Annotated in this window: 15 protein-coding genes; 12 read left to right on the plus strand and 3 right to left on the minus strand. The window is 71.1% G+C overall.

Going from position 1 to position 17,185, the window contains the following annotated elements; translation table 11 throughout:
• Positions 1–109: 109 nt before the first annotated feature.
• The 7 genes from WMF28_RS41235 to WMF28_RS41265 all read left to right on the plus strand — a co-directional run bounded on the left by WMF28_RS41235 (position 110) and on the right by WMF28_RS41265 (position 6,921).
• On the plus strand, positions 110–1,024 hold the full coding sequence (locus tag WMF28_RS41235; RefSeq protein WP_437599213.1) for a DMT family transporter: 915 nt from the start codon (positions 110–112) through the stop codon (positions 1,022–1,024).
• Positions 1,025–1,168: 144 nt separating this feature from the next.
• On the plus strand, positions 1,169–2,539 hold the full coding sequence (locus tag WMF28_RS41240) for a phenylacetate--CoA ligase family protein (protein ID WP_437599214.1): 1,371 nt from the start codon (positions 1,169–1,171) through the stop codon (positions 2,537–2,539).
• 219 nt (positions 2,540–2,758) lie between these two features.
• Positions 2,759–3,484, plus strand: coding sequence for a ClpXP protease specificity-enhancing factor SspB (locus tag WMF28_RS41245; protein WP_437599216.1), 726 nt, complete (start codon positions 2,759–2,761; stop codon positions 3,482–3,484).
• 48 nt (positions 3,485–3,532) lie between these two features.
• A complete protein-coding gene (locus tag WMF28_RS41250; protein ID WP_437599217.1) occupies positions 3,533–4,765 on the plus strand; it encodes a branched-chain amino acid ABC transporter permease in 1,233 nt (410 codons plus the stop codon).
• Positions 4,762–5,577 carry an ABC transporter ATP-binding protein gene (locus WMF28_RS41255; protein ID WP_437599218.1) on the plus strand — a complete coding sequence of 272 codons (816 nt, stop codon included), beginning with the start codon at positions 4,762–4,764 and terminating at the stop codon, positions 5,575–5,577. The genes WMF28_RS41250 and WMF28_RS41255 overlap by 4 nt, the downstream gene beginning before the upstream one ends.
• On the plus strand, positions 5,574–6,332 hold the full coding sequence (locus WMF28_RS41260) for an ABC transporter ATP-binding protein (protein WP_437599219.1): 759 nt from the start codon (positions 5,574–5,576) through the stop codon (positions 6,330–6,332). Before WMF28_RS41255 ends, WMF28_RS41260 begins: the two co-directional genes overlap by 4 nt.
• Positions 6,333–6,546: 214 nt before the next feature.
• Positions 6,547–6,921: a response regulator gene (locus WMF28_RS41265; RefSeq protein WP_437599220.1), complete on the plus strand. Its 375-nt coding sequence runs from the start codon at positions 6,547–6,549 to the stop codon at positions 6,919–6,921.
• A 71-nt stretch (positions 6,922–6,992) separates the two neighbouring features.
• Here WMF28_RS41265 and WMF28_RS41270 read toward each other — a convergent pair whose 3' ends face one another.
• Positions 6,993–8,021 carry a hypothetical protein gene (locus WMF28_RS41270; RefSeq protein WP_437599221.1) on the minus strand — a complete coding sequence of 343 codons (1,029 nt, stop codon included), beginning with the start codon at positions 8,019–8,021 and terminating at the stop codon, positions 6,993–6,995.
• A 507-nt stretch (positions 8,022–8,528) separates the two neighbouring features.
• On the opposite strand from WMF28_RS41270, the gene WMF28_RS41275 reads away from it, so the two are divergent.
• The 4 genes from WMF28_RS41275 (at position 8,529) to WMF28_RS41290 (ending at position 11,782) form a co-directional block, all read left to right on the plus strand.
• Complete coding sequence (locus tag WMF28_RS41275) at positions 8,529–10,094, plus strand: glycosyltransferase family 2 protein (protein WP_437599223.1); 1,566 nt, start codon at positions 8,529–8,531, stop codon at positions 10,092–10,094.
• Positions 10,095–10,453: 359 nt separating this feature from the next.
• Positions 10,454–10,759, plus strand: a complete 306-nt coding sequence (locus tag WMF28_RS41280) for an integration host factor subunit alpha (protein ID WP_012241218.1) — start codon at positions 10,454–10,456, stop codon at positions 10,757–10,759.
• A gap of 11 nt (positions 10,760–10,770) precedes the next feature.
• Entirely contained in the window at positions 10,771–11,136 is a 366-nt protein-coding gene (locus tag WMF28_RS41285) for a MerR family transcriptional regulator (protein WP_437599224.1), read from the plus strand.
• Positions 11,117–11,782 carry a hypothetical protein gene (locus WMF28_RS41290; protein WP_437599225.1) on the plus strand — a complete coding sequence of 222 codons (666 nt, stop codon included), beginning with the start codon at positions 11,117–11,119 and terminating at the stop codon, positions 11,780–11,782. Before WMF28_RS41285 ends, WMF28_RS41290 begins: the two co-directional genes overlap by 20 nt.
• Before the next feature lie 166 nt (positions 11,783–11,948).
• On the opposite strand, the gene WMF28_RS41295 is transcribed toward WMF28_RS41290, so the two are convergent.
• Together WMF28_RS41295 and mgtE are read right to left on the minus strand one after the other, a co-directional pair.
• Positions 11,949–12,563, minus strand: a complete 615-nt coding sequence (locus WMF28_RS41295) for a single-stranded DNA-binding protein (protein ID WP_437599226.1) — start codon at positions 12,561–12,563, stop codon at positions 11,949–11,951.
• 188 nt (positions 12,564–12,751) lie between these two features.
• Positions 12,752–14,137: a magnesium transporter gene (mgtE, locus tag WMF28_RS41300; protein WP_437599227.1), complete on the minus strand. Its 1,386-nt coding sequence runs from the start codon at positions 14,135–14,137 to the stop codon at positions 12,752–12,754.
• Between the two features lie 576 nt (positions 14,138–14,713).
• Here mgtE and WMF28_RS41305 point away from each other — a divergent pair.
• A complete protein-coding gene (locus WMF28_RS41305; protein WP_437599228.1) occupies positions 14,714–17,095 on the plus strand; it encodes a hypothetical protein in 2,382 nt (793 codons plus the stop codon).
• Positions 17,096–17,185 lie beyond the last annotated feature (90 nt).

A 17,185-nucleotide genomic window follows, 5' to 3' on the forward strand; every position in this document is an offset into this window, starting at 1 on the left:
GCTGCGACCCGAGATCGCGGTGCGCCCCGGTGTGGCGGCGCGCCGCGGCGGCGGCCGGTACGCGCCTCGCGGATTGTCTTCCCCTGCCGCCTGACCTAGCAGGCACCGCATGACGGCCAAGCAGCGCGTCACGGCCCGGAGCGCCGCGCTCTTCGTCGTCCTGGCCAGCCTCGCCTTCGCCTCGAGCGGCCCGCTCGCCCGGTACGCGCGCCCGGTCCACCCGCTCTTCATCGCCTTCGGCCGGGTCGCCCTCGCCGCGGTCGCGCTCTCCCTGCTCGACCTGCGCGGGATCGCCCGCTCCGCGGCCGCCCTCTCGCTGCGCCAGCGCGCCGCCGTCCTGACGGCGGGCCTGCTGCTCGCCGTCCACTTCGCGCTGTTCCTCTGGGGGCTCGACCGCACCTCCCTCGCCGCGGCGCTCTCGCTCATCTCGCTCGAGCCGCTCGCCGTCGTGCTCTGCGCATGGGCGTTCTTCCGTGTCCGCCCCACGCGCTCCGAGCAGGCCGGCGTGCTGCTCGCCACCGCCGGCGCGGTCGTCATCGCGAGCGCGTCCGGCGCCGGCGATCACCGGCTCTCGGGCGACCTCATGGTCGTCGGCGCCACCGTCCTCTACGGCCTCTACGTGTCCTTCGCCCGGGCGCTCCGGGACGCGCTGCCGGCGCGCAGCTACGCGGCGCTCGTCTACGCGAGCGCCGCGGTCTTCCTCGCCGCGGCGCTCCCCGCCGCGCCCGGCGCCCTCGAGGGCGTCGCCCCGCCGCCGGCCCACGCCGCCGTCGCCATCGTCGCGCTCGCGCTCGTCCCCACCCTCGTCGGCCACACCGCGGTGCAGGCCGCGGCGCGCCGCATGTCCCCGTCCATCGTCGCGCTCGTGTCCCCCGGCGAGACGCTGGGCGGGATCGTCATCGGCGCCCTGTGGCTCGACGCCCTCCCCACGGCCGCCGAGATCGCCGGCGCCGGGATCATCCTCGCCGGCGCCACCGTCGCCATCTTCGGATCGAGCCCGCCCGCGGCCGGCAGTGCAGGCTGACGCGCCCCTCCGCTCCGGCTCCGCCAGGACGGAAGTCGCCGGCGCGCGCCGCTCCGGTCGGATTCCTCGGCACGAAGAGGCGGATTCGCAGGAGAGCCGCCGGCGCGCGCTTGACGGTCGATGATTCGATAGAACGCTCTCCCCATGTACGGTGAGCTGTTTCGAAACATCCTGTTTCCTCTCTACGAGACCCGTTTGAGGGGCAGGGAGACCCTGAAACACCTGGAGGAGATCGAGCGCTCCCAGTGGCGCTCGGAAGACGAGGTTCGCGACCTCGGCTTCCGGCGGATGCTCGCGGCCCTCCATTTCGCCGAGCAGAACGTCCCGTTCTACAGGGCTCGGTTCGCCGAGCACGGCGTGCGCGTCGCCTCGGTGAAGGCGCCAGAGGACCTCCTGCGGCTCCCCGTCCTCACGCGGGCCGACCTCCGCGCCCACGGGCCGGAGCTCCTCGCCGAGGGCTTCGTCGGCCGGCTCTACTCGAGCGGCACGGGAGGCTCCACCGGGGAGCCTGTGCAGTTCCGCTTCGACCACCGCACCTACGAGCGCCGCGTCGCGGCCGCCATGCGGTCCGACGGGTGGGCGGGCGCCCGGCTCGGCGACCGGGAGCTTCACCTGTGGAGCACCCAGTTCGGGGAGACGCTCGCGAAGAAGGCCAAGCGCTCCCTGCACGAGGCCGTCCTCCGCAAGAAGATGATCAGCGCCTTCGATCTGTCCGAAGCGCGGTTCGCCGCGCTGCTCGACGAGATCGCGCGGTACCGGCCGCAGCTCATCGTCGGCTACACGAGCGCGCTGTACCAGGCGGCGCGCTACGCGCTCGCGGAGGGGCGCGCGCTCCCCGCCCCGCGCGGCATCGTCACGAGCGCGGAGCGGCTCTTCGCGCACCAGCGCGAGGCGATCGAGCGCGCGTTCGGCGCGCCGGTGTTCGACCGGTACGGCTGCCGGGAGCTCATGCTGATCGCCGCCGAGTGCGAGCGGCACGAGGGCAAGCACATCAACCTGGAGGGCGTGTACGTCGAGCTGCTCCGCGACGGGCGGCACGCCCTCCCGGGCGAGGCGGGCGAGGTCGTCGTGACCGACCTCGTCTGCCGATCGATGCCGCTCATCCGCTACAAGAACCAGGACGTCGCGATCGCCGCCGGCGCGCCGTGCGCGTGCGGCCGCGGGCTGCCGATGCTCGCCTCGGTGGAGGGCCGCGTCCTCGACCTCCTCGTCGGCCCCGACGGCCAGCTGCTCGCGGGGGAGCTCTTCCCGCACCTCATCAAGGACCAGCCGACGATCGCCCGCTACCAGGTCCACCAGGACCGGCGGCGCGCGATCACGGTCCGGCTCGTGCCCGGCAAGGGCTTCCAGCCCGAGACCGCGCGGCTCATCGAGCGCACCGTCCGGCAGCACCTCGGCGAGCGCGCGGAGATCTGCGTCCAGATCGTCGACCACATCCCCCTCACGAGCGCCGGCAAGCACCGCGTCACCCTCTCGGAGGTCCCGATCCAGCTGAGCCGGCGACCCGCGGCGTGAGGCGCGCGGGCGCGCGGGCCGCGAGGAGGAGGTCCGGCAGCCCGATCGTGTCGGCGCCCGCCGCGTCGCGCGCGCCTCTACGGCGAGCTTTCTACAGAGCTGCTGGAGTTGCCTGGCGGCTTTTGTCCTGCGGCCTGCTCACCGGCGCGCCGCCCGGCGCCCGATGGCCCGAAGCGCTGGCGGAGCCGCGCGGTCCAGGGTATTGGGCAGAGCAGTACGATGTCCGACGTGCAGAGACCGCTTCCGCCGAAGAAGGACGTCGCGCTGGCCCTCCTCGAGCGAGAGCCGAGCGTGTTCATCCACCTCGACCCGCGCCGGCCCGGTGTCTCCGTCCCCAAGTGGTTCACGGGGCAGCCGCAGCTGATCCTCCAGGTCGGCATGAACATGGCGATCGCCATCCCCGACCTGAAGGTGGACGACGACGGGATCAGCTGCACCCTCTCGTTCAACCGCGCGCCGTTCTGGTGCCGCTTGCCGTGGCACGCGATCTGGGCGCTCGTGAGCGAGGACCAGCGGGGCATGGTGTGGCCCGAGGACATCCCGGCCGATCTCGCCGCGCAGAAGCAGCAGCGTCCCGGCGTGGCCCCGCCGCAGAAGCCCGCCAAGCGGCCGCGCCCCCGGCTCGCCGCCGTGGCGCCCCCGAGCGGCGACGACGAGCGGAGCGACGACGCGGCGGACGAGGCGCGCCGTCCCGAGCTCGAGCCCGTGGAGCCCGCCGAGCGCCGCGGCGCGAGCGAGCCCTCGGCGCGGGACGCCGGCGCGCCCGTGAGGACGCTCGCGGCGGTGCCCGCGCCGGTGCCCGCGCCGGCCCTTGCGCCGGTGCGCTCCACCGAGGAGAGCGAAGACGACGATTCCGGTAGCTCCGGTGAGCCCGAGCCCCGACAGCGCCAGGGAGCGGGCAAGCCGAAGCGCGAGCTACCCCCCTATTTGCGGGTCATCAAGTAACGCTACTGCTTGACGGTACGGCCCGGCCAAATCAACTGTGGCCCGGCCATGCCTCGACCGTTGAAGCGCGTCATCACGGCGCTCGTGCTCCTCGGCGGCGTCGTCGCCCTCGAGTTCGGCTTCGAGACCCTGATGCCGGACGCCGCCTGGCGGCAGCTCGCCCTGTTCGCGATGGTCAACGTCATCGCGGCGCTCTCGCTCAACGTCATCAACGGCATGGCCGGCCAGTTCTCGATTGGCCACGCCGGCTTCGTCGGCATCGGCGCGTACACCGGGGCCATCGTCTCCGGCAACCTGCACCAGCAGCTCGGCGGCGGCGATCCCCTCTTCGGCAACTCGTTCCTCGTGATGCCCCCGGCGCTCCTCGCGTCCGGGCTCGTCGCGGCCCTCTTCGGCCTCGTGGTCGGCCTGCCGAGCCTCCGGCTGCGCGGCGACTACCTCGCCATCGTGACCCTCGGGTTCGCCGAGATCTTCCGCCTGACGATCGCCACGGCGACGACCGGCGCCGCCGAGCAGGGGACGGTCGGCAGGCTGCTCGGGGCGCTCGGCGGCCCGATCGGCTACGCCGGCCCCGACGACACCGGCGTCCCGCAGTACGGCGGCCCGTTCTGGATCTTCGGCGCCGTCGTGCTCGCGACCCTCATCGCCTGGCGGCTGAAGTTCTCCGGCTGGGGCCGCGCGTTGCGCGCGCTCCGCGAGGACGAGATCGCCTCCGCCGCGGTGGGCGTCGACCCGACGCGCTACAAGGTCACCTCGTTCGTCATCTCCGCGGCCGGCGGCGGCATCGCCGGCGGCCTGCTCGCCTCGATGCGCGACGGCAACCCGACGATCCAGCCGGACCAGTTCACGTTCAGCTACTCGTTCGACGCCATCACGATGGTGATCCTCGGCGGCTCGGGCAGCGTCACCGGGTCGATCGTGGGCGGCGTGCTCGTGACCTTCACGGTCAAGCTCATCGAGCAGCTCCAGGGCCTCGACAGCGTCCTCGCGCTGAAGGCGGCCTACCCCGCGCTCGATCTGAACGCCCTGAGGATGGTGCTCTACGCGGGCATCCTCATCGGGCTGATGATCCTGCGCCCCGAGGGGCTCTTCGGCGAGCGCGAGCTCTTCGGCCGGCGCGCGTCGCGCGCGAGGCGCCCTCCGGTCGGGCCGGCCGAGCCCGTCCCCGCCACGATCGGCGCCGAGGCGGCCGCCGCGCACCCGGGCGCCCCGCCGGAGGAGCAGCCGCCCGGCACCGCCCTCGAGCACGAGGTCAAGCCGACCGGGAGGGAGTTCGAGTGAGCCTCGATCTGCAGCAAGTGACCAAGCGGTTCGGCGGCCTGCGGGCCGTCGGCGGCGTCTCGTTCTCCGTGCCGGATCGCTCGATCTTCGGGCTCATCGGCCCGAACGGCGCCGGCAAGACGACGGTGTTCAACCTGATCACCGGCGTCTACAAGCACGACGAGGGCTCGATCCGCTTCGGCGGGACCGACCTCGCGCCGCTCAGGCCGAGCCAGATCGCGCGCCTCGGCATCGCTCGCACGTTCCAGAACATCCGCCTGTTCGGCCAGCTCACGGTGCTCGAGAACGTGCTCGTCGCCTGCGAGAACCTGCGCAGGTCGACGCTCACCTCCGCCCTGCTCCGCTCGCCGTTCTTCTACGAGGACGAGCGGGAGATGACCGAGCGCGCGCTCTCGCTGCTCTCGGTGTTCAAGCTCGAGGAGATGGCCGACGAGATCTCGACGTCGCTCTCCTACGGCAACCAGCGCCGCCTCGAGATCGCCCGGGCGATGATGCTCAAGCCGAAGGTGCTCCTGCTCGACGAGCCGGCGGCGGGCATGAACTACGGCGAGGCCGAGGGGCTCAAGCAGCAGATCCGCTGGCTGCGCGACACCTTCGACATCACGGTCGTGCTGGTCGAGCACAACATGCAGGTCGTGATGGGGGTGTGCGAGGAGATCCACGTCCTCGACCACGGCGAGACCATCTCGCACGGCACCCCGGAGGCCGTGCGCAGGGACCCGAAGGTCCTCGCCGCCTACCTCGGCGAGGAGGTCGAAGACGAGGCCGCGGCCCGCCCCGCGGCCGCTGCGGCGGCAGAGGAGCCCGCATGAAGACATCGCATCCGACGCGGCAGCCCCCCTCGGTGGCGCCCGGCGAGCGCCTGCTCGTCGTCGACGATCTCGCGGTCAGCTACGGCGGCATCCGGGCGCTCAAGGGCGTCAGCCTCGAGGTGCGGCGCGGCGAGGTCGTCGCGATGATCGGCGCGAACGGCGCCGGCAAGACGACCACGCTGAAGACGATCGTCCGCCTGTTGCCGATCGCCTCCGGCCGCATCCGCTATGACGGCAAGGACCTCGCGTCCATCTCGACCGAGGAGCTCGTCGCCGTCGGCGTCTCGCTCGTCCCCGAGGGGCGGGCGATCTTCTCGAATCTCACCGTCCGCGAGAACCTCGATCTCGGCGCGTGGTGCCACAAGGACGGCCCCACCATGGCAGAGACCGTCGATGACGTGGTGAAGCTCTTCCCCCGCCTCGGCGAGCGCATGCACCAGCACGGCGGCACGCTCTCCGGCGGCGAGCAGCAGATGCTCGCGATCGGCCGCGCCATGATGGCGCGCCCGGCCATGCTGCTCCTCGACGAGCCCTCGCTCGGCATCGCGCCGCGGCTCGTCGCCGACATCTTCGAGTCGATCGCCAAGATCGCGGCGTCAGGAACTACCGTACTCCTCGTCGAGCAAAACACCCGACTCGCCCTCAAGTACTCGACGCGCGCCTACGTGCTCCGTACTGGGCAGATCGCCATGAGCGGCGACTCCAGGGATCTCGCGGCGAACGAAGAGATCCGCGCGGCCTATCTCGGCGGCTGAGCCCCCGCCGGACCCGCGCGGATGGCGCGCGGGTCGCGGAGACGACAGGGGGGAAGCGCTGATGTTTCAAGCGCGTATCAACGCGTCGCGTGATGCGATGAAGCGCGATTGATATCGCGCTTTGTCGCCGATGGAGTATGGTTTCTCTGGGCGCGGCGATGGCGATCTCGTCTTCGTGGTCGCGGTCAGACCCAGCCGCCAACGGGGGAACCTTATGGAGATTGAGAGCACGACCCGAGTTCTGGTGATCGACGGCGACGCCAGCAACTCCCTGCCGCTCGTCGACTTCCTCTCATCCCGGGACTACACGGTGGAGACGTGCTGCGGGCTCGGCCATGCGCGTGACGTGCTTGCCCGCTGGCGTCCTCACGTGATGGTGCTCGTGCCCCGGGAGGAGGCGGAGCTCCACAATGAGATGGAGGCGCTCCGCCGCATGTCGCCGCGCGTGCCCGTCGTGGTGCTCACGCTCGCGGTCGGCCCCGAGCTGATCCTGGACATGGAGGCGTTCGCGCCCACGGTGCCCGCGTGCCCGTCGCGCGGCCTCGCCTACATCGAGTCGGCGGTGGCGGACGCGTCGGCCATGGGCTGAGCGGCCGCTCGCCGCATGGGCCCGCGCTCGGCGCGGGCCGGGGCGGGCTGCGCGCCTCGTCTCGGCGCGCTTCAGGCGGGCGGCTCGATGCCGTCCGGCAGCCCGTCGAAGAACTCCTCCACCACGGACGCGAGCCAGGCGCGCACCGGTCCGGTCGCGCACAGGCTCCGCACGAGCGGCCAGAGCGCGGCCGCGAGCGCGTCGAAGTCGAGCGCGGGCGCGATCCCGAGGCGCCCCAGCGCCTCGCCGAGCGGCTCGCGCGCGTGCGCGGCGACGAACGCCGCGATCGCCTCGCTGGTCCGCGTCCGGATCGGCCGGTCCCGGAGCACCTGCGCGGCGACGTCGGCCCCGAGCTCCTCGGCGAGCGCCGAGCTCGTCGCGTCGAGCTGACCGATGAGCGCGCAGATCTCCTGCTCCAGCACCCACGTCGCGACGTGCCTGCGCAGGCCGATGAACTCGGGCGTGTCGCCCCTGGCGACGACGATGTCGTGCACCTGGCGCATCGCCGTGCGCGAGAACCCCTGCAAGAAGCGGCGGATCTCGGGCTCGAGCCGCCGCTCGAAGTCGCCCCGCAGGGTGCCCATCGTCTTGCCGACCCCGCCGAGGCCGAAGGGGGAGATCCGCTTGAGCAGCGCCGGCAGGCCCCACTCGGCGAAGAACGGGTTCACCTTCTCGGAGAACTCCTTCAGCGTGTCGTACAGCACATCGCGCATCACCGCGTCGAGCGCCGCGCTCTCGAGCACCTCGCGCACGAGCCGCTCGGGGACGATCTTCGGCTGCTCCAGGATGCGATCGAGCTTGTCGCGCGCCCCCTCCGGCATCAGCTCCTTCGCGCGCCGCCGCTCGGCGCGCGCCGCCGCGACCAGCGCCGCGAGCGCCGCGGCGGCCGCGGGCCGGACCGCCCGCCGGAGCGACTCCTCCGCCGCCAGCGCGTCGAGCGCCCGCGCGACCGCCCCCGCCTCGATGAGCTCGCCGAGCGGCGTCGCGAGCAGCGCCGCGAAGCCGGCGGGCAGGCGCTCGCGGAAGTCCCGCGCGGCGGCCTCCGAGACGAGCCGCGCCTCGAGGAACGCGATCTGGCGGGCCTTCAGTTCATTAAGCAACGCGCGGCTCATCGGCAACCGATAGCCCCGGGCTCCCGCGGGCGCCAGGCGCAGATGACCCCGGACCCCCGGCGGCGCCGCTCCTGGACAGGCCTCAAAACCCCCACAGCACTGTGAATCTGCCCATCAGGTGAGCGCCGTACTTATTGAACAAGGCCTCGGGCAGCCCTTACGAAAAACACCTTACCTGGAGCAGCGGTATCGGGGGATCACCGTACCTGGTGCGTCGCTCGCGCACGCGCGTTCGTACAGCGAACCTGCGGCCAGCGCCGCGCGCCCGGGCGAAGCGGGATTGTCGGTGATTGTCATTTTCCAGGGGGAACGACTCGGCCTCAAGTCAACTTTTCGCGTCTCGCGACAGAGAGTTGCAAGGAATTACAAGTGCATGACAACTTCGGATTCGGCGGATGGTACGCGTTCGTTACCCGCCGGCATCTGCAGGAGTGGGGACCGGCAAACTCGCCCGATCCCACGGCTGCCCGGCAACCCTGGCGGTAGGTGCTCCCGATGCTCTCGATGTTGCTCTGTGTGCTCTACTTCGGCGTGCTGCTCGGTCTCAGCGCCTACGGCCTGCACCGACTGCACCTCGTGGTCCTCTGTCGCTTCAACCGCGAGAAGATCGTGCGCGCGCAGGAGGTCGCGGCCCTGACGGATCGCGATCTCCCGCCGGTGACGATCCAGCTCCCGCTCTTCAACGAGTCGACGGTCGCGGCGCGGCTGCTCGATGCGGTCGCGAGGATGGATTACCCGCGCGACAAGCTCGAGATCCAGGTGCTCGACGACTCGACGGACGAGACGCAGGGCCTCGTGCGCGCGCACGTCGAGCGGCTCCGCGCGCAGGGCATCGACGCGGTGTACCTGCACCGCACGGATCGCGTCGGCTACAAGGCGGGGGCCCTCGACGAGGGCCTCAAGGTCGCGAAGGGCGAGCTCGTCGCGATCTTCGACGCCGACTTCATCCCGCAGCCGGGCTTCGTCCGGTCGATCGTCGGCCACTTCGAGGATCCGACGGTCGGCATGGTCCAGACGCGGTGGGGGCACCTGAACCGCGACGTCTCGATCCTCACGCAGGTGCAGGCGCTCATGCTCGACGGCCACCACCTCGTCGAGAACCGCGCGCGCTTCGGCGCCGGCCTCCTGTTCAACTTCTCCGGCACCGGCGGGATGTGGCGCAAGGACGCCATCCGCGAGGCGGGCGGCTGGCAGCACGACACGCTGACCGAGGACCTCGACCTGTCGTACCGGGCGCAGCTCGCGGGCTACCGCTTCATCTACCGCGAGGATGTCGTCTCGCCGGCGGAGCTCCCCGAGGACATCTCGGCGCTGCGCGCGCAGCAGTACCGCTGGGCGAAGGGGACGGTGCAGACCGCGCGCAAGCTGATGGCGAGGGTGCTCGGCGCGAAGCTCTCGCGGGGGCAGCGGCTCGAGGCGTTCTTCCACCTCACGCCGCACTTCGCCTACCCGCTCCTGGTCCTGCTGAGCATCCTCCTCCTGCCGGCGCTCGTCCTGTTCCCCGCCGCCGACACGCTGACGATGGTCGCCATCGACCTGCCGCTCTGCACGGCGACGACTGGATCGCTCGCGGCGTTCTACATGCTGGCCGAGACGGCGCAGGGCCGCTCGCGCTGGGGCGCGGTCGTGCGCCTGCCGATGCTCATCGCGCTCGGGACGGGGCTCGCGCCGCACCTGTCGAAGGCCGTGATCGAGGGGATCCGCAGCATGTCGGGCGAGTTCGTGCGGACCCCGAAGCAGGGCGACAACAAGGGCCGGTACAGGGTGCGCACGGACCTGCCGCTGACCGAGGCGGTGCTCGCCGTGCTGTCCTGCGGCGCGGTGGTTGCGTCCGTCCAGACGGGGCACTACTTCGCCACGCCGTTCGCGGTGCTCTTCGCCGTCGGCTATTTCTACGTCGCGGCCATGGTCGCCCAGGAGCAGTTCGCGCGCCGCCGCGACGCGGCGTCGGGCGCGCCGGTCGCCGCCTGGAACGACGCGCGGCCGGGCGATGCGGCCGTGGTCGGCGCCTGGTCCAGGCAGGCGACGAAGGAGCGGCCTCTCGGCGACCTCGCCGCCTGAGCGGTTCGCCGCCGCGAGCCCATGCCCCGCGGCCGCGCCGGAATCCTGCCGGGTTTCCGGCCGCGGCCCCGAGGCGGGCCGGCGCGAGGCGCTTGTCTCGTCGTGGCGGGCTGGGCTCCGAGCCCCCGGAGGCGCTGGCTCCGAGCCCCCGGAGGGCTGGCTCCGGGCACCGCGCCCGCTGGAGGACTGCACGAAGCGGGCCCGACGCTCATCGGGCGAAGCCTGCGTAACCCCCTAGACCTCCCCGACGCAGGCTGGCATCCTGCCCCCAAGCCGGTCGGGGGACCGCACGCGGCTTCCTGAACGGTCTTCAGGGGTTGCGGCGTGTCCCCCCCTTCTGCAAGGGCGATGGGGGTCTCATGACGAAAGCCGAAATCGTTCAGGCGGTCTACTCCCGCCTCGGGGGGTTCTCGAAGAAGGAGTCTGCCGATCTGGTGGATCTCGTGTTCGAGACCATGAAGGAAACCCTGGGGCGCGGGGAGAAGATCAAGATCTCTGGATTCGGCAACTTCGTGCTGCGCGACAAGCGCCAGCGGCAGGGCCGCAATCCCCAGACCGGCGACCCGATCCTGATCACGGAGCGACGGGTCCTGAACTTCAAGGCGAGCCAGATCTTGAAGCAGGCCCTCAACCCGCGCGAGACGGCCTCGGCCGCCGAGGAGTAGACCGCTTGGCGGTGCGCCAGCAGCTTCCGGCGAAGCTGTACTATCGGATCGGCGAGGTGGCCGGCATCGTGGGGGTCGAGCCGCACGTGCTCCGGTATTGGGAGACGGAGTTCCGCTCCGTCCGCCCGCAGAAGTCGGCGAAGGGGCAGCGGGTCTACAGCCGGCGCGACGTCGAGACGCTCCTCAAGGTCAAGGAGCTCCTCTATTCGCACCGCTTCACGATCGCGGGGGCGCGTCGCAAGCTGCGCGAGGGCGGCATCGAGCCGCCGCCCCCCGACGCGGGCGCGAGCCATGAGGAGGTGCAGCGGATGCGCACGGCGCTCGTCGAGATCCGCACCGAGGTGCTCGCGTTGATGGATGAGCTCGAGCGCGCCTGAGCTTCACGGCGTGGCGCCGGGCCTCGCGCTGCGCCTCTCGTTGCCTGCCGGGGCGCGCGATGCGCCGCATGCGGTGCTGCCCGCGATCGACGTCTCGGCGATCGCGGGGGCGAAGGTGACGCTCCGGCGGGGCGTCGAGGCGGACGGCCTCTCGCTGCGCGCGGTCTGCGCGACGGCCCCGTCGCGGCAGTGGGTGACCGGCCTGGAGGAGCTGGTGCTCGATCGGGCGTCGGGGCTCGTGCGCGGCGGCCTCGGGGTGGCGATCGAGCGGTGGGAAGCGGGGCCGATCCGCGCGCATTCACAGCGGTTCGAGCAGCCGTTCGAGGCGGCGGGGAGGGCGGGCGAGCGCGCGGTGGCGATCCGCGGGCGGCACGTGCTCGGCTTTGCCGGGAGCGAGCACGACGCGGCGCTCTGCAGCGTGGTCTGTCTGGAGGAGCCGGCGCAGGGCGCGGGCGCCCGGTGCGGCGCGCTGCTCGGCGCGACGGAGATCGAGGGCGCGTTCACGGCGCCGCCGGAGCCGGGGGTGCTCGTGCGGGCGATCTTCTTCGCCGCGGAGGAGCCGCTTACCGCGATCGCGGCGCTCGGGGTGCTCGCGGCGGCAGGCGTGGCCGTCGTGCTGGCGCGCCGCCCTCACCCCCGCCCTTGAGCGGCGCTCGCCCGCTTCGGATACGGGCCCACCTCGACGTCTTCGGTGCTCGGCGCACTGGAGTGCGCCTGTGCGCCGAAGACGCCGATCTGGGCCCGTCTCCTGTGCGGGCGGGCGCCGCTCTGCGCAGCGGGAATTTTGCTGGATTTACCTGGAGTTACGGGGATCAGAACGGGATGTCGTCGTCGTTGCCGCCGCCGTAACCGCCGCCGCCGAAGTCGTCCGGAGGAGGGCCGGCATCCGGCGCCGCAGGTGCCGGGCGACCGCCGCCGCCGCCACCGCCACCGCCGCCGCGGTTGTAGCCGCCGCCGGCCGGGCGACCGCCGCCACCGCCGCCGGTGTAGCCGCCGCCGCCACCGCTGTAGCCGGCGCCGCCGCCGCCGGAGTAGCCGCCGCCGGGGTCAGCGCCGAACCCGCCCGCGTCGTCGTTGGCGACGCCGCGACCGCGACCCCCGCCCGTCAGCAGGACGTTGTTCGCGACCACCTCGGTCTTGTAGCGCTTGTTGCCATCCCGGTCGTCGTAGCTCGACGTGCGGAGCGAGCCCTCGATGAAGATCGAGGAGCCTTTGCTGAGGATCTTGCCCAAGGCCTCGGCGCGCTTGCCCCAGATCACGACATTGTGCCAGTCCGTCCGTTCTTTCCGGACCTTGTCGCGGTCCAGGTACGATTCGGTCGTCGCGAGCCGCAGGTTCAAGACGGCCTGCCCTCCCTGGGTGAACCGGAGCTCGGGGTCGGCGCCCAGGTTGCCGAGCAGCATCACACGATTCAAGCCTTCGGCCATCTTGACTCCTTCCGTAGGAGCGGTTCAGCGCACGTTGCGCTGAACGAAAGTCGCCTGTTTCACTCCCCCATGGGCGCCGACGCGTCAAGGGCTCGCGGCGCGCGCAGATGCACGGGCGATGCACGCGGCGCGCCCGCGCGGGGGAGCCGGCGCCGCCTCGGTCCGGACGGCGAGGTGCCCGGGGCCGCTCACCCGCCCGCCCCGCTCTGCACGAGGAGATCGGCCAGAAAGAAGCGGGCGATCGTGAAGTAGAGGAGGATCCCGAGGACGTCCACGAGGCTCGCGATGAACGGCGTGGAGCTGGTCGCCGGATCGAGGCCGATACGCCGGAGCAGGAGCGGGAGCATCGCGCCCACCGTGCAGCCCATGAGGACGATCGCCATCAGCGTCGCGCCGATCGTCAGGACGAAGCCGGTGCCGTCGCCCCAGAGCCAGACGCGGAGCATGCCGATGACGGAGAGCATAAGGCCAAGCACGACCGCCTGCCCGAGCTCGCGGACGAGCACGCTCGACCAGTCGCCGACGCGCACATCGCCGACGGCGAGGCCGCGGATGATGAGCGACGACGACTGCGAGCCGGAGTTGCCGCCCGTCGAGATGAGCAGCGGCACGTAGTAAGCGAGCGTCGCGACGGCCTTGAGGTCGTCCTCGTAACGCCGGAGCACCTCGCCGGTCATGAACTCGCCGACGAACAGCACGGCGAGCCAGGGGGCGCGCTTCTGGATGAACGTCCAGAAGCTCGTCTTGAAGTAGCTCTCGTCGATGGGACCCACCGCGCCGAGCCGCTGCATGTCCTCGGACTGCTCCTCCGTGAGGACATCCATCACGTCGTCGACGGTGATGACGCCGAGCAGCTTCCGGTCCGCGGAGAGCACCGGCAGCGCGTTGAAGTCGTACTTCGCCATGGTCCGCGCGACCTCTTCCTGGTCGGTCTCGGGGCTGACGGCGAAGACGTTCTCGGTCATGACGTTCGCGAGCTTCTCGGAGGGCGAGGCGAGCAGCAGATCGCGCAGCGAGACGACGCCGATGAGGTGCCCCCGATCCGAGACGATGTACACGTAATAGATGGTCTCGGCGTCCTCGCCGACGGCGCGGATCCGCTCGATCACGTCGGCGACCGTGAGGTGGATGCCCACCGACACGTAATCGGTGGTCATGAGGCCGCCGGCGCTGTCCTCGGGCCATTTGGCGAGCTCCTCGACCTCGGCGGCGGCCTCGGGGTCGACCTTCTCCAGCGTCGAGAGCAGCGTGCCGCTGACCTGGTCCGGCAGGGCCTCGATGAGATCGGTGCGGTCGTCGGCCGCCATCTCGGAGACGATGGGCGCGATGCTCTCGACGCCCATCTGCTCGACCAGGGCCTCCTGGGTCTCGCCGTCGAGGCGCTCGAAGATGGGCGCGGCGTCCTCGGCCTTGAGCGCCTTCAGGACCGTCGCCGCCTCGGCGTCGTCCAGCAGGCCGATGAGATCGGCGAGGTCCTCGTCGTGGATCTCGTCCAGGAGGTCGGCGAGCTGCGCCGGATCCTCGGCAAGGAGCTGCCGTACCTCCGGGACCATGGCGACAGCGACGCGCAACATGCTCGGGCACTGACCACAACTCGGCCCTGCTGGGAAGCGGCAAACCCCGGCCGGCGCGGGGGGACGCGATCAGGCCAGCGCGCTCCCTTCGACCGAGGTTGAGGCGACCGGGGTTGAGGCGGAGGCGGCCGACCGGGGTTGCGCGGCCGAGGCAATCACGGCGCCGCCAGCCGATCGTTTCCCGGCCGACCGACCCAGGTTGAGCAAGGAAGAAGGTGTGGAAAGGTAGGATGTAGCCTACTGCGTTGGCACCGCGCAATCAAGTTGACGGCGCAGCCCAGCGCGGAGATGGAGATCCTCGAAGCGCGGCGGCGGCATCTCGTTTGCTACGACGCCCTCCGGCGGGTCCGAGCGGGCCGGCAGGTCGAATTGACAGCGTTCCGGTCGGGTCCTTAGCATCGAGCTCCCGTCGAGCCGCGGATCGCCTGCGGAAGTCGGTCGTGGGCCCGTGGACGACGGGCCCTTTCAGTGGCTTGACCGCCGCGCAACTGGATCGGTGGTCGAAAGGAAAGTCCAATGATGACGCGGATTGAGCGTGAGAGGAGGCGCCCGTGGAGGGGCGCGGCGAGGCTCGCCATGGCGGGCCTCCTGGTAGCGGGCACAGGCAGCGCCTTCGGATGTCTGAACCGCCCCATCGCCACGAACGAGCCCCGCACGACGTCGACGATCGTCGAGCGGCTGACCCAGAGCTCGGTCGACAAGATCGACCTCCTCCTGGCCATCGACAACTCGGGCTCGATGGCCGACAAGCAGGACATCCTCGCCACCGCGATCCCCGACCTCGTGCAGGGTCTCGTCAACCCGCGCTGCATCCACAAGAACGGCACGGAGCCTTCCAGGACGGTCTCGTCGCCGAACGACGACTGCGATCCGGACTTCATGCGCGAGTTCGAGCCGGTCAAGGACATCCACATCGGCATCATCAGCTCGAGCCTCGGCGGCTACGGCTCGGCCGCTTGCCCGAAGTCGTTGAGCATCTCGAACGTGGACATGGGGCACCTCCTCGCGCGCGAGAGCGAGGACGACACCACGAACAACCTCCCGACCTACCTTGACCATGGCTTCCTGGCCTGGGACCCCGATCAGAAGCGCGGCAAGGGTGGAGAGCCGAACGTGCCCGACCCGGACGACGGCGAGGCGGACATCCTGGGCGACACGAACGCCGACCTCAACAACACGTCGCTCGTCGAGCAGCTCAGGGCGATGGTCAAGGGCACGGGGCAGTCCGGCTGCGGCTTCGAGGCGCAGCTCGAGAGCGTGTACCGATTCCTCGTCGACCCGGAGCCGTACGAGAGGATCGAGATCCAGGAAGAGAGCAAGAACATCGTGCTGGTGGGCACGGATCCGGTCGTCATCGAGCAACGCAGCCGGTTTCTCCGGCCGAGCTCCCTCCTCGCCATCATCATGCTCAGCGACGAGAACGACTGCTCGATCCGCGCGGAGAGCCGCAACTACCTCGTCGCCGAGACCAATGGGCGCATGTGGCGGCCGCGCTCCGAGTGCGCCGAAAAGCCGAACGACCCGTGCTGCAGGTCGTGTAGCCAGAAACAGGAAGGCTGCCCGGTCGACCCGGCATGCACGGGCACGGACGGCTACCCCGCCTTGCTGAGCAAGGAGGAGGATCCGGTCAACTCCCGCTGCTGGGACCAGAAGCGCCGGTTCGGCTTCGACTTCCTCCAGCCGATCGATCGCTACCGGCGCGGCTTCACCGAGGCCCGCGTCAAGAACCGCCAGGGCGATCTCGTCCCGAACCCGATCTTCAGCGATCTCGATCCGACCGACACCGACTCCTCCGTCCGCGATCCCGGGCTCGTCTTCTTCGCCGGCATCGTCGGTGTGCCGTGGCAGGACATCGCGCGCCAGAACGAGCGGGGCGAGCCGGACCTCCTGGCCGGCCTCAACGAGAACAACGAGCCGGTCGGCGGGTTCAAGAACGCGACCGAGCTCGGCGCCCCGCTGCTCGACAACGCGTTCAGCAGCACCTGGGAGCTCATCCTCGGCGACCCCGCGAACCACCAGCCGCCGAAGGATCCCTTCATGGTCGAGTCGATGGCGCCGCGCTCGGGCATGAACCCGATCACCGGCGACGCGATCGTCACGCCGGAGCAGCCGGGCTGGAACGGCATCAACGGCCGGGAGTACACGATCCCGCCGAAGAGCGGCGATCTCCAGTACGCGTGCATCTTCGATCTCCCCCAGTCGAAATCCTGCGAGGGGAGCAGCCAGAGCTGCGACTGCAGGGCGGGCGAGGTGCCGAACGACAACCCGCTGTGCCAGCCGGAGGGCACGAACAGTCAGGAGGACACGGCGCCCAGGACGACGACGCAGATCAAGGCGAAGGCCTACCCGGGCCTCCGCGAGCTGCAGCTCATCCGGGAGCTCGGGCCCCAGGGCATCGTCGGCTCGGTATGCCCGGCCCAGCTCGACAACGACAGGGGGGCCGACTACGGCTACCGGCCGGCGATCGGCGCCATCATCGATCGCCTGAAGACCGTGCTCGGCGGCCAGTGCCTCCCGCGCACCTTGACCCCCGACGCTAAAAAGCAGGTCCCCTGCCTGATCCTCGAGGCGCGCAACTCGCAGGGCCAGTGCACCTGCGACAAGCCGCTGGGGCGCGCCGAGGTGCCCCCGGGTTCGGAGCGCGAGGCCGCGAAGGACGAGGTGCTCTCCCTCGACATCGCGAAGGTCTCCGGCTGGGACTGCGTGTGCGAGATCCAGCAGCTCGAGGGTGTGAACGAGGGCGAGCCGGCCGTCGAGTGCAGGACCAACCCCAACGAGAACGTCGAGTCCGGCGGTCAGGCGGTGCACGGGTGGTGCTACGTCGACCCGTCGATCCGGCTCGGCGAGCCGACCATCGTCGCCGACTGCCCGTCGACCGAGCAGCGCAAGATCCGGTTCACGAACGAGGGCGACGCCCAGACGGGGGCCACGCTGTTCATCACCTGCTCCGGCGAGTAGGCTGACGGCTGACTGACCCGGCGCGCGGGGCCGATCGCGAGATCGCGCCCCGCGCCGCCTTTTGTGGCCCCGGAGGGGCTCCGTCGAGCC

Source organism: Sorangium sp. So ce590 (assembly GCF_051521365.1).
GTDB lineage: Bacteria > Myxococcota_A > Polyangia > Polyangiales > Polyangiaceae > Sorangium.

Bases quoted from the DNA above. Each gene is read 5' to 3' on its own strand.
- WMF28_RS41235 (WP_437599213.1), top strand. From the start codon at position 110: ATGACGGCCAAGCAGCGCGTCACGGCCCGGAGCGCCGCGCTCTTCGTC.
- WMF28_RS41240 (WP_437599214.1), top strand. From the start codon at position 1,169: ATGTACGGTGAGCTGTTTCGAAACATCCTGTTTCCTCTCTACGAGACC.
- WMF28_RS41245 (WP_437599216.1), top strand. From the start codon at position 2,759: ATGTCCGACGTGCAGAGACCGCTTCCGCCGAAGAAGGACGTCGCGCTG.
- WMF28_RS41250 (WP_437599217.1), top strand. From the start codon at position 3,533: ATGCCTCGACCGTTGAAGCGCGTCATCACGGCGCTCGTGCTCCTCGGC.
- WMF28_RS41260 (WP_437599219.1), top strand. From the start codon at position 5,574: ATGAAGACATCGCATCCGACGCGGCAGCCCCCCTCGGTGGCGCCCGGC.
- WMF28_RS41265 (WP_437599220.1), top strand. From the start codon at position 6,547: ATGGAGATTGAGAGCACGACCCGAGTTCTGGTGATCGACGGCGACGCC.
- WMF28_RS41275 (WP_437599223.1), top strand. From the start codon at position 8,529: ATGCTCTCGATGTTGCTCTGTGTGCTCTACTTCGGCGTGCTGCTCGGT.
- WMF28_RS41280 (WP_012241218.1), top strand. From the start codon at position 10,454: ATGACGAAAGCCGAAATCGTTCAGGCGGTCTACTCCCGCCTCGGGGGG.
- WMF28_RS41290 (WP_437599225.1), top strand. From the start codon at position 11,117: ATGAGCTCGAGCGCGCCTGAGCTTCACGGCGTGGCGCCGGGCCTCGCG.
- WMF28_RS41295 (WP_437599226.1), bottom strand. From the start codon at position 12,563: ATGGCCGAAGGCTTGAATCGTGTGATGCTGCTCGGCAACCTGGGCGCC.
- mgtE (WP_437599227.1), bottom strand. From the start codon at position 14,137: ATGTTGCGCGTCGCTGTCGCCATGGTCCCGGAGGTACGGCAGCTCCTT.
- WMF28_RS41305 (WP_437599228.1), top strand. From the start codon at position 14,714: ATGGCGGGCCTCCTGGTAGCGGGCACAGGCAGCGCCTTCGGATGTCTG.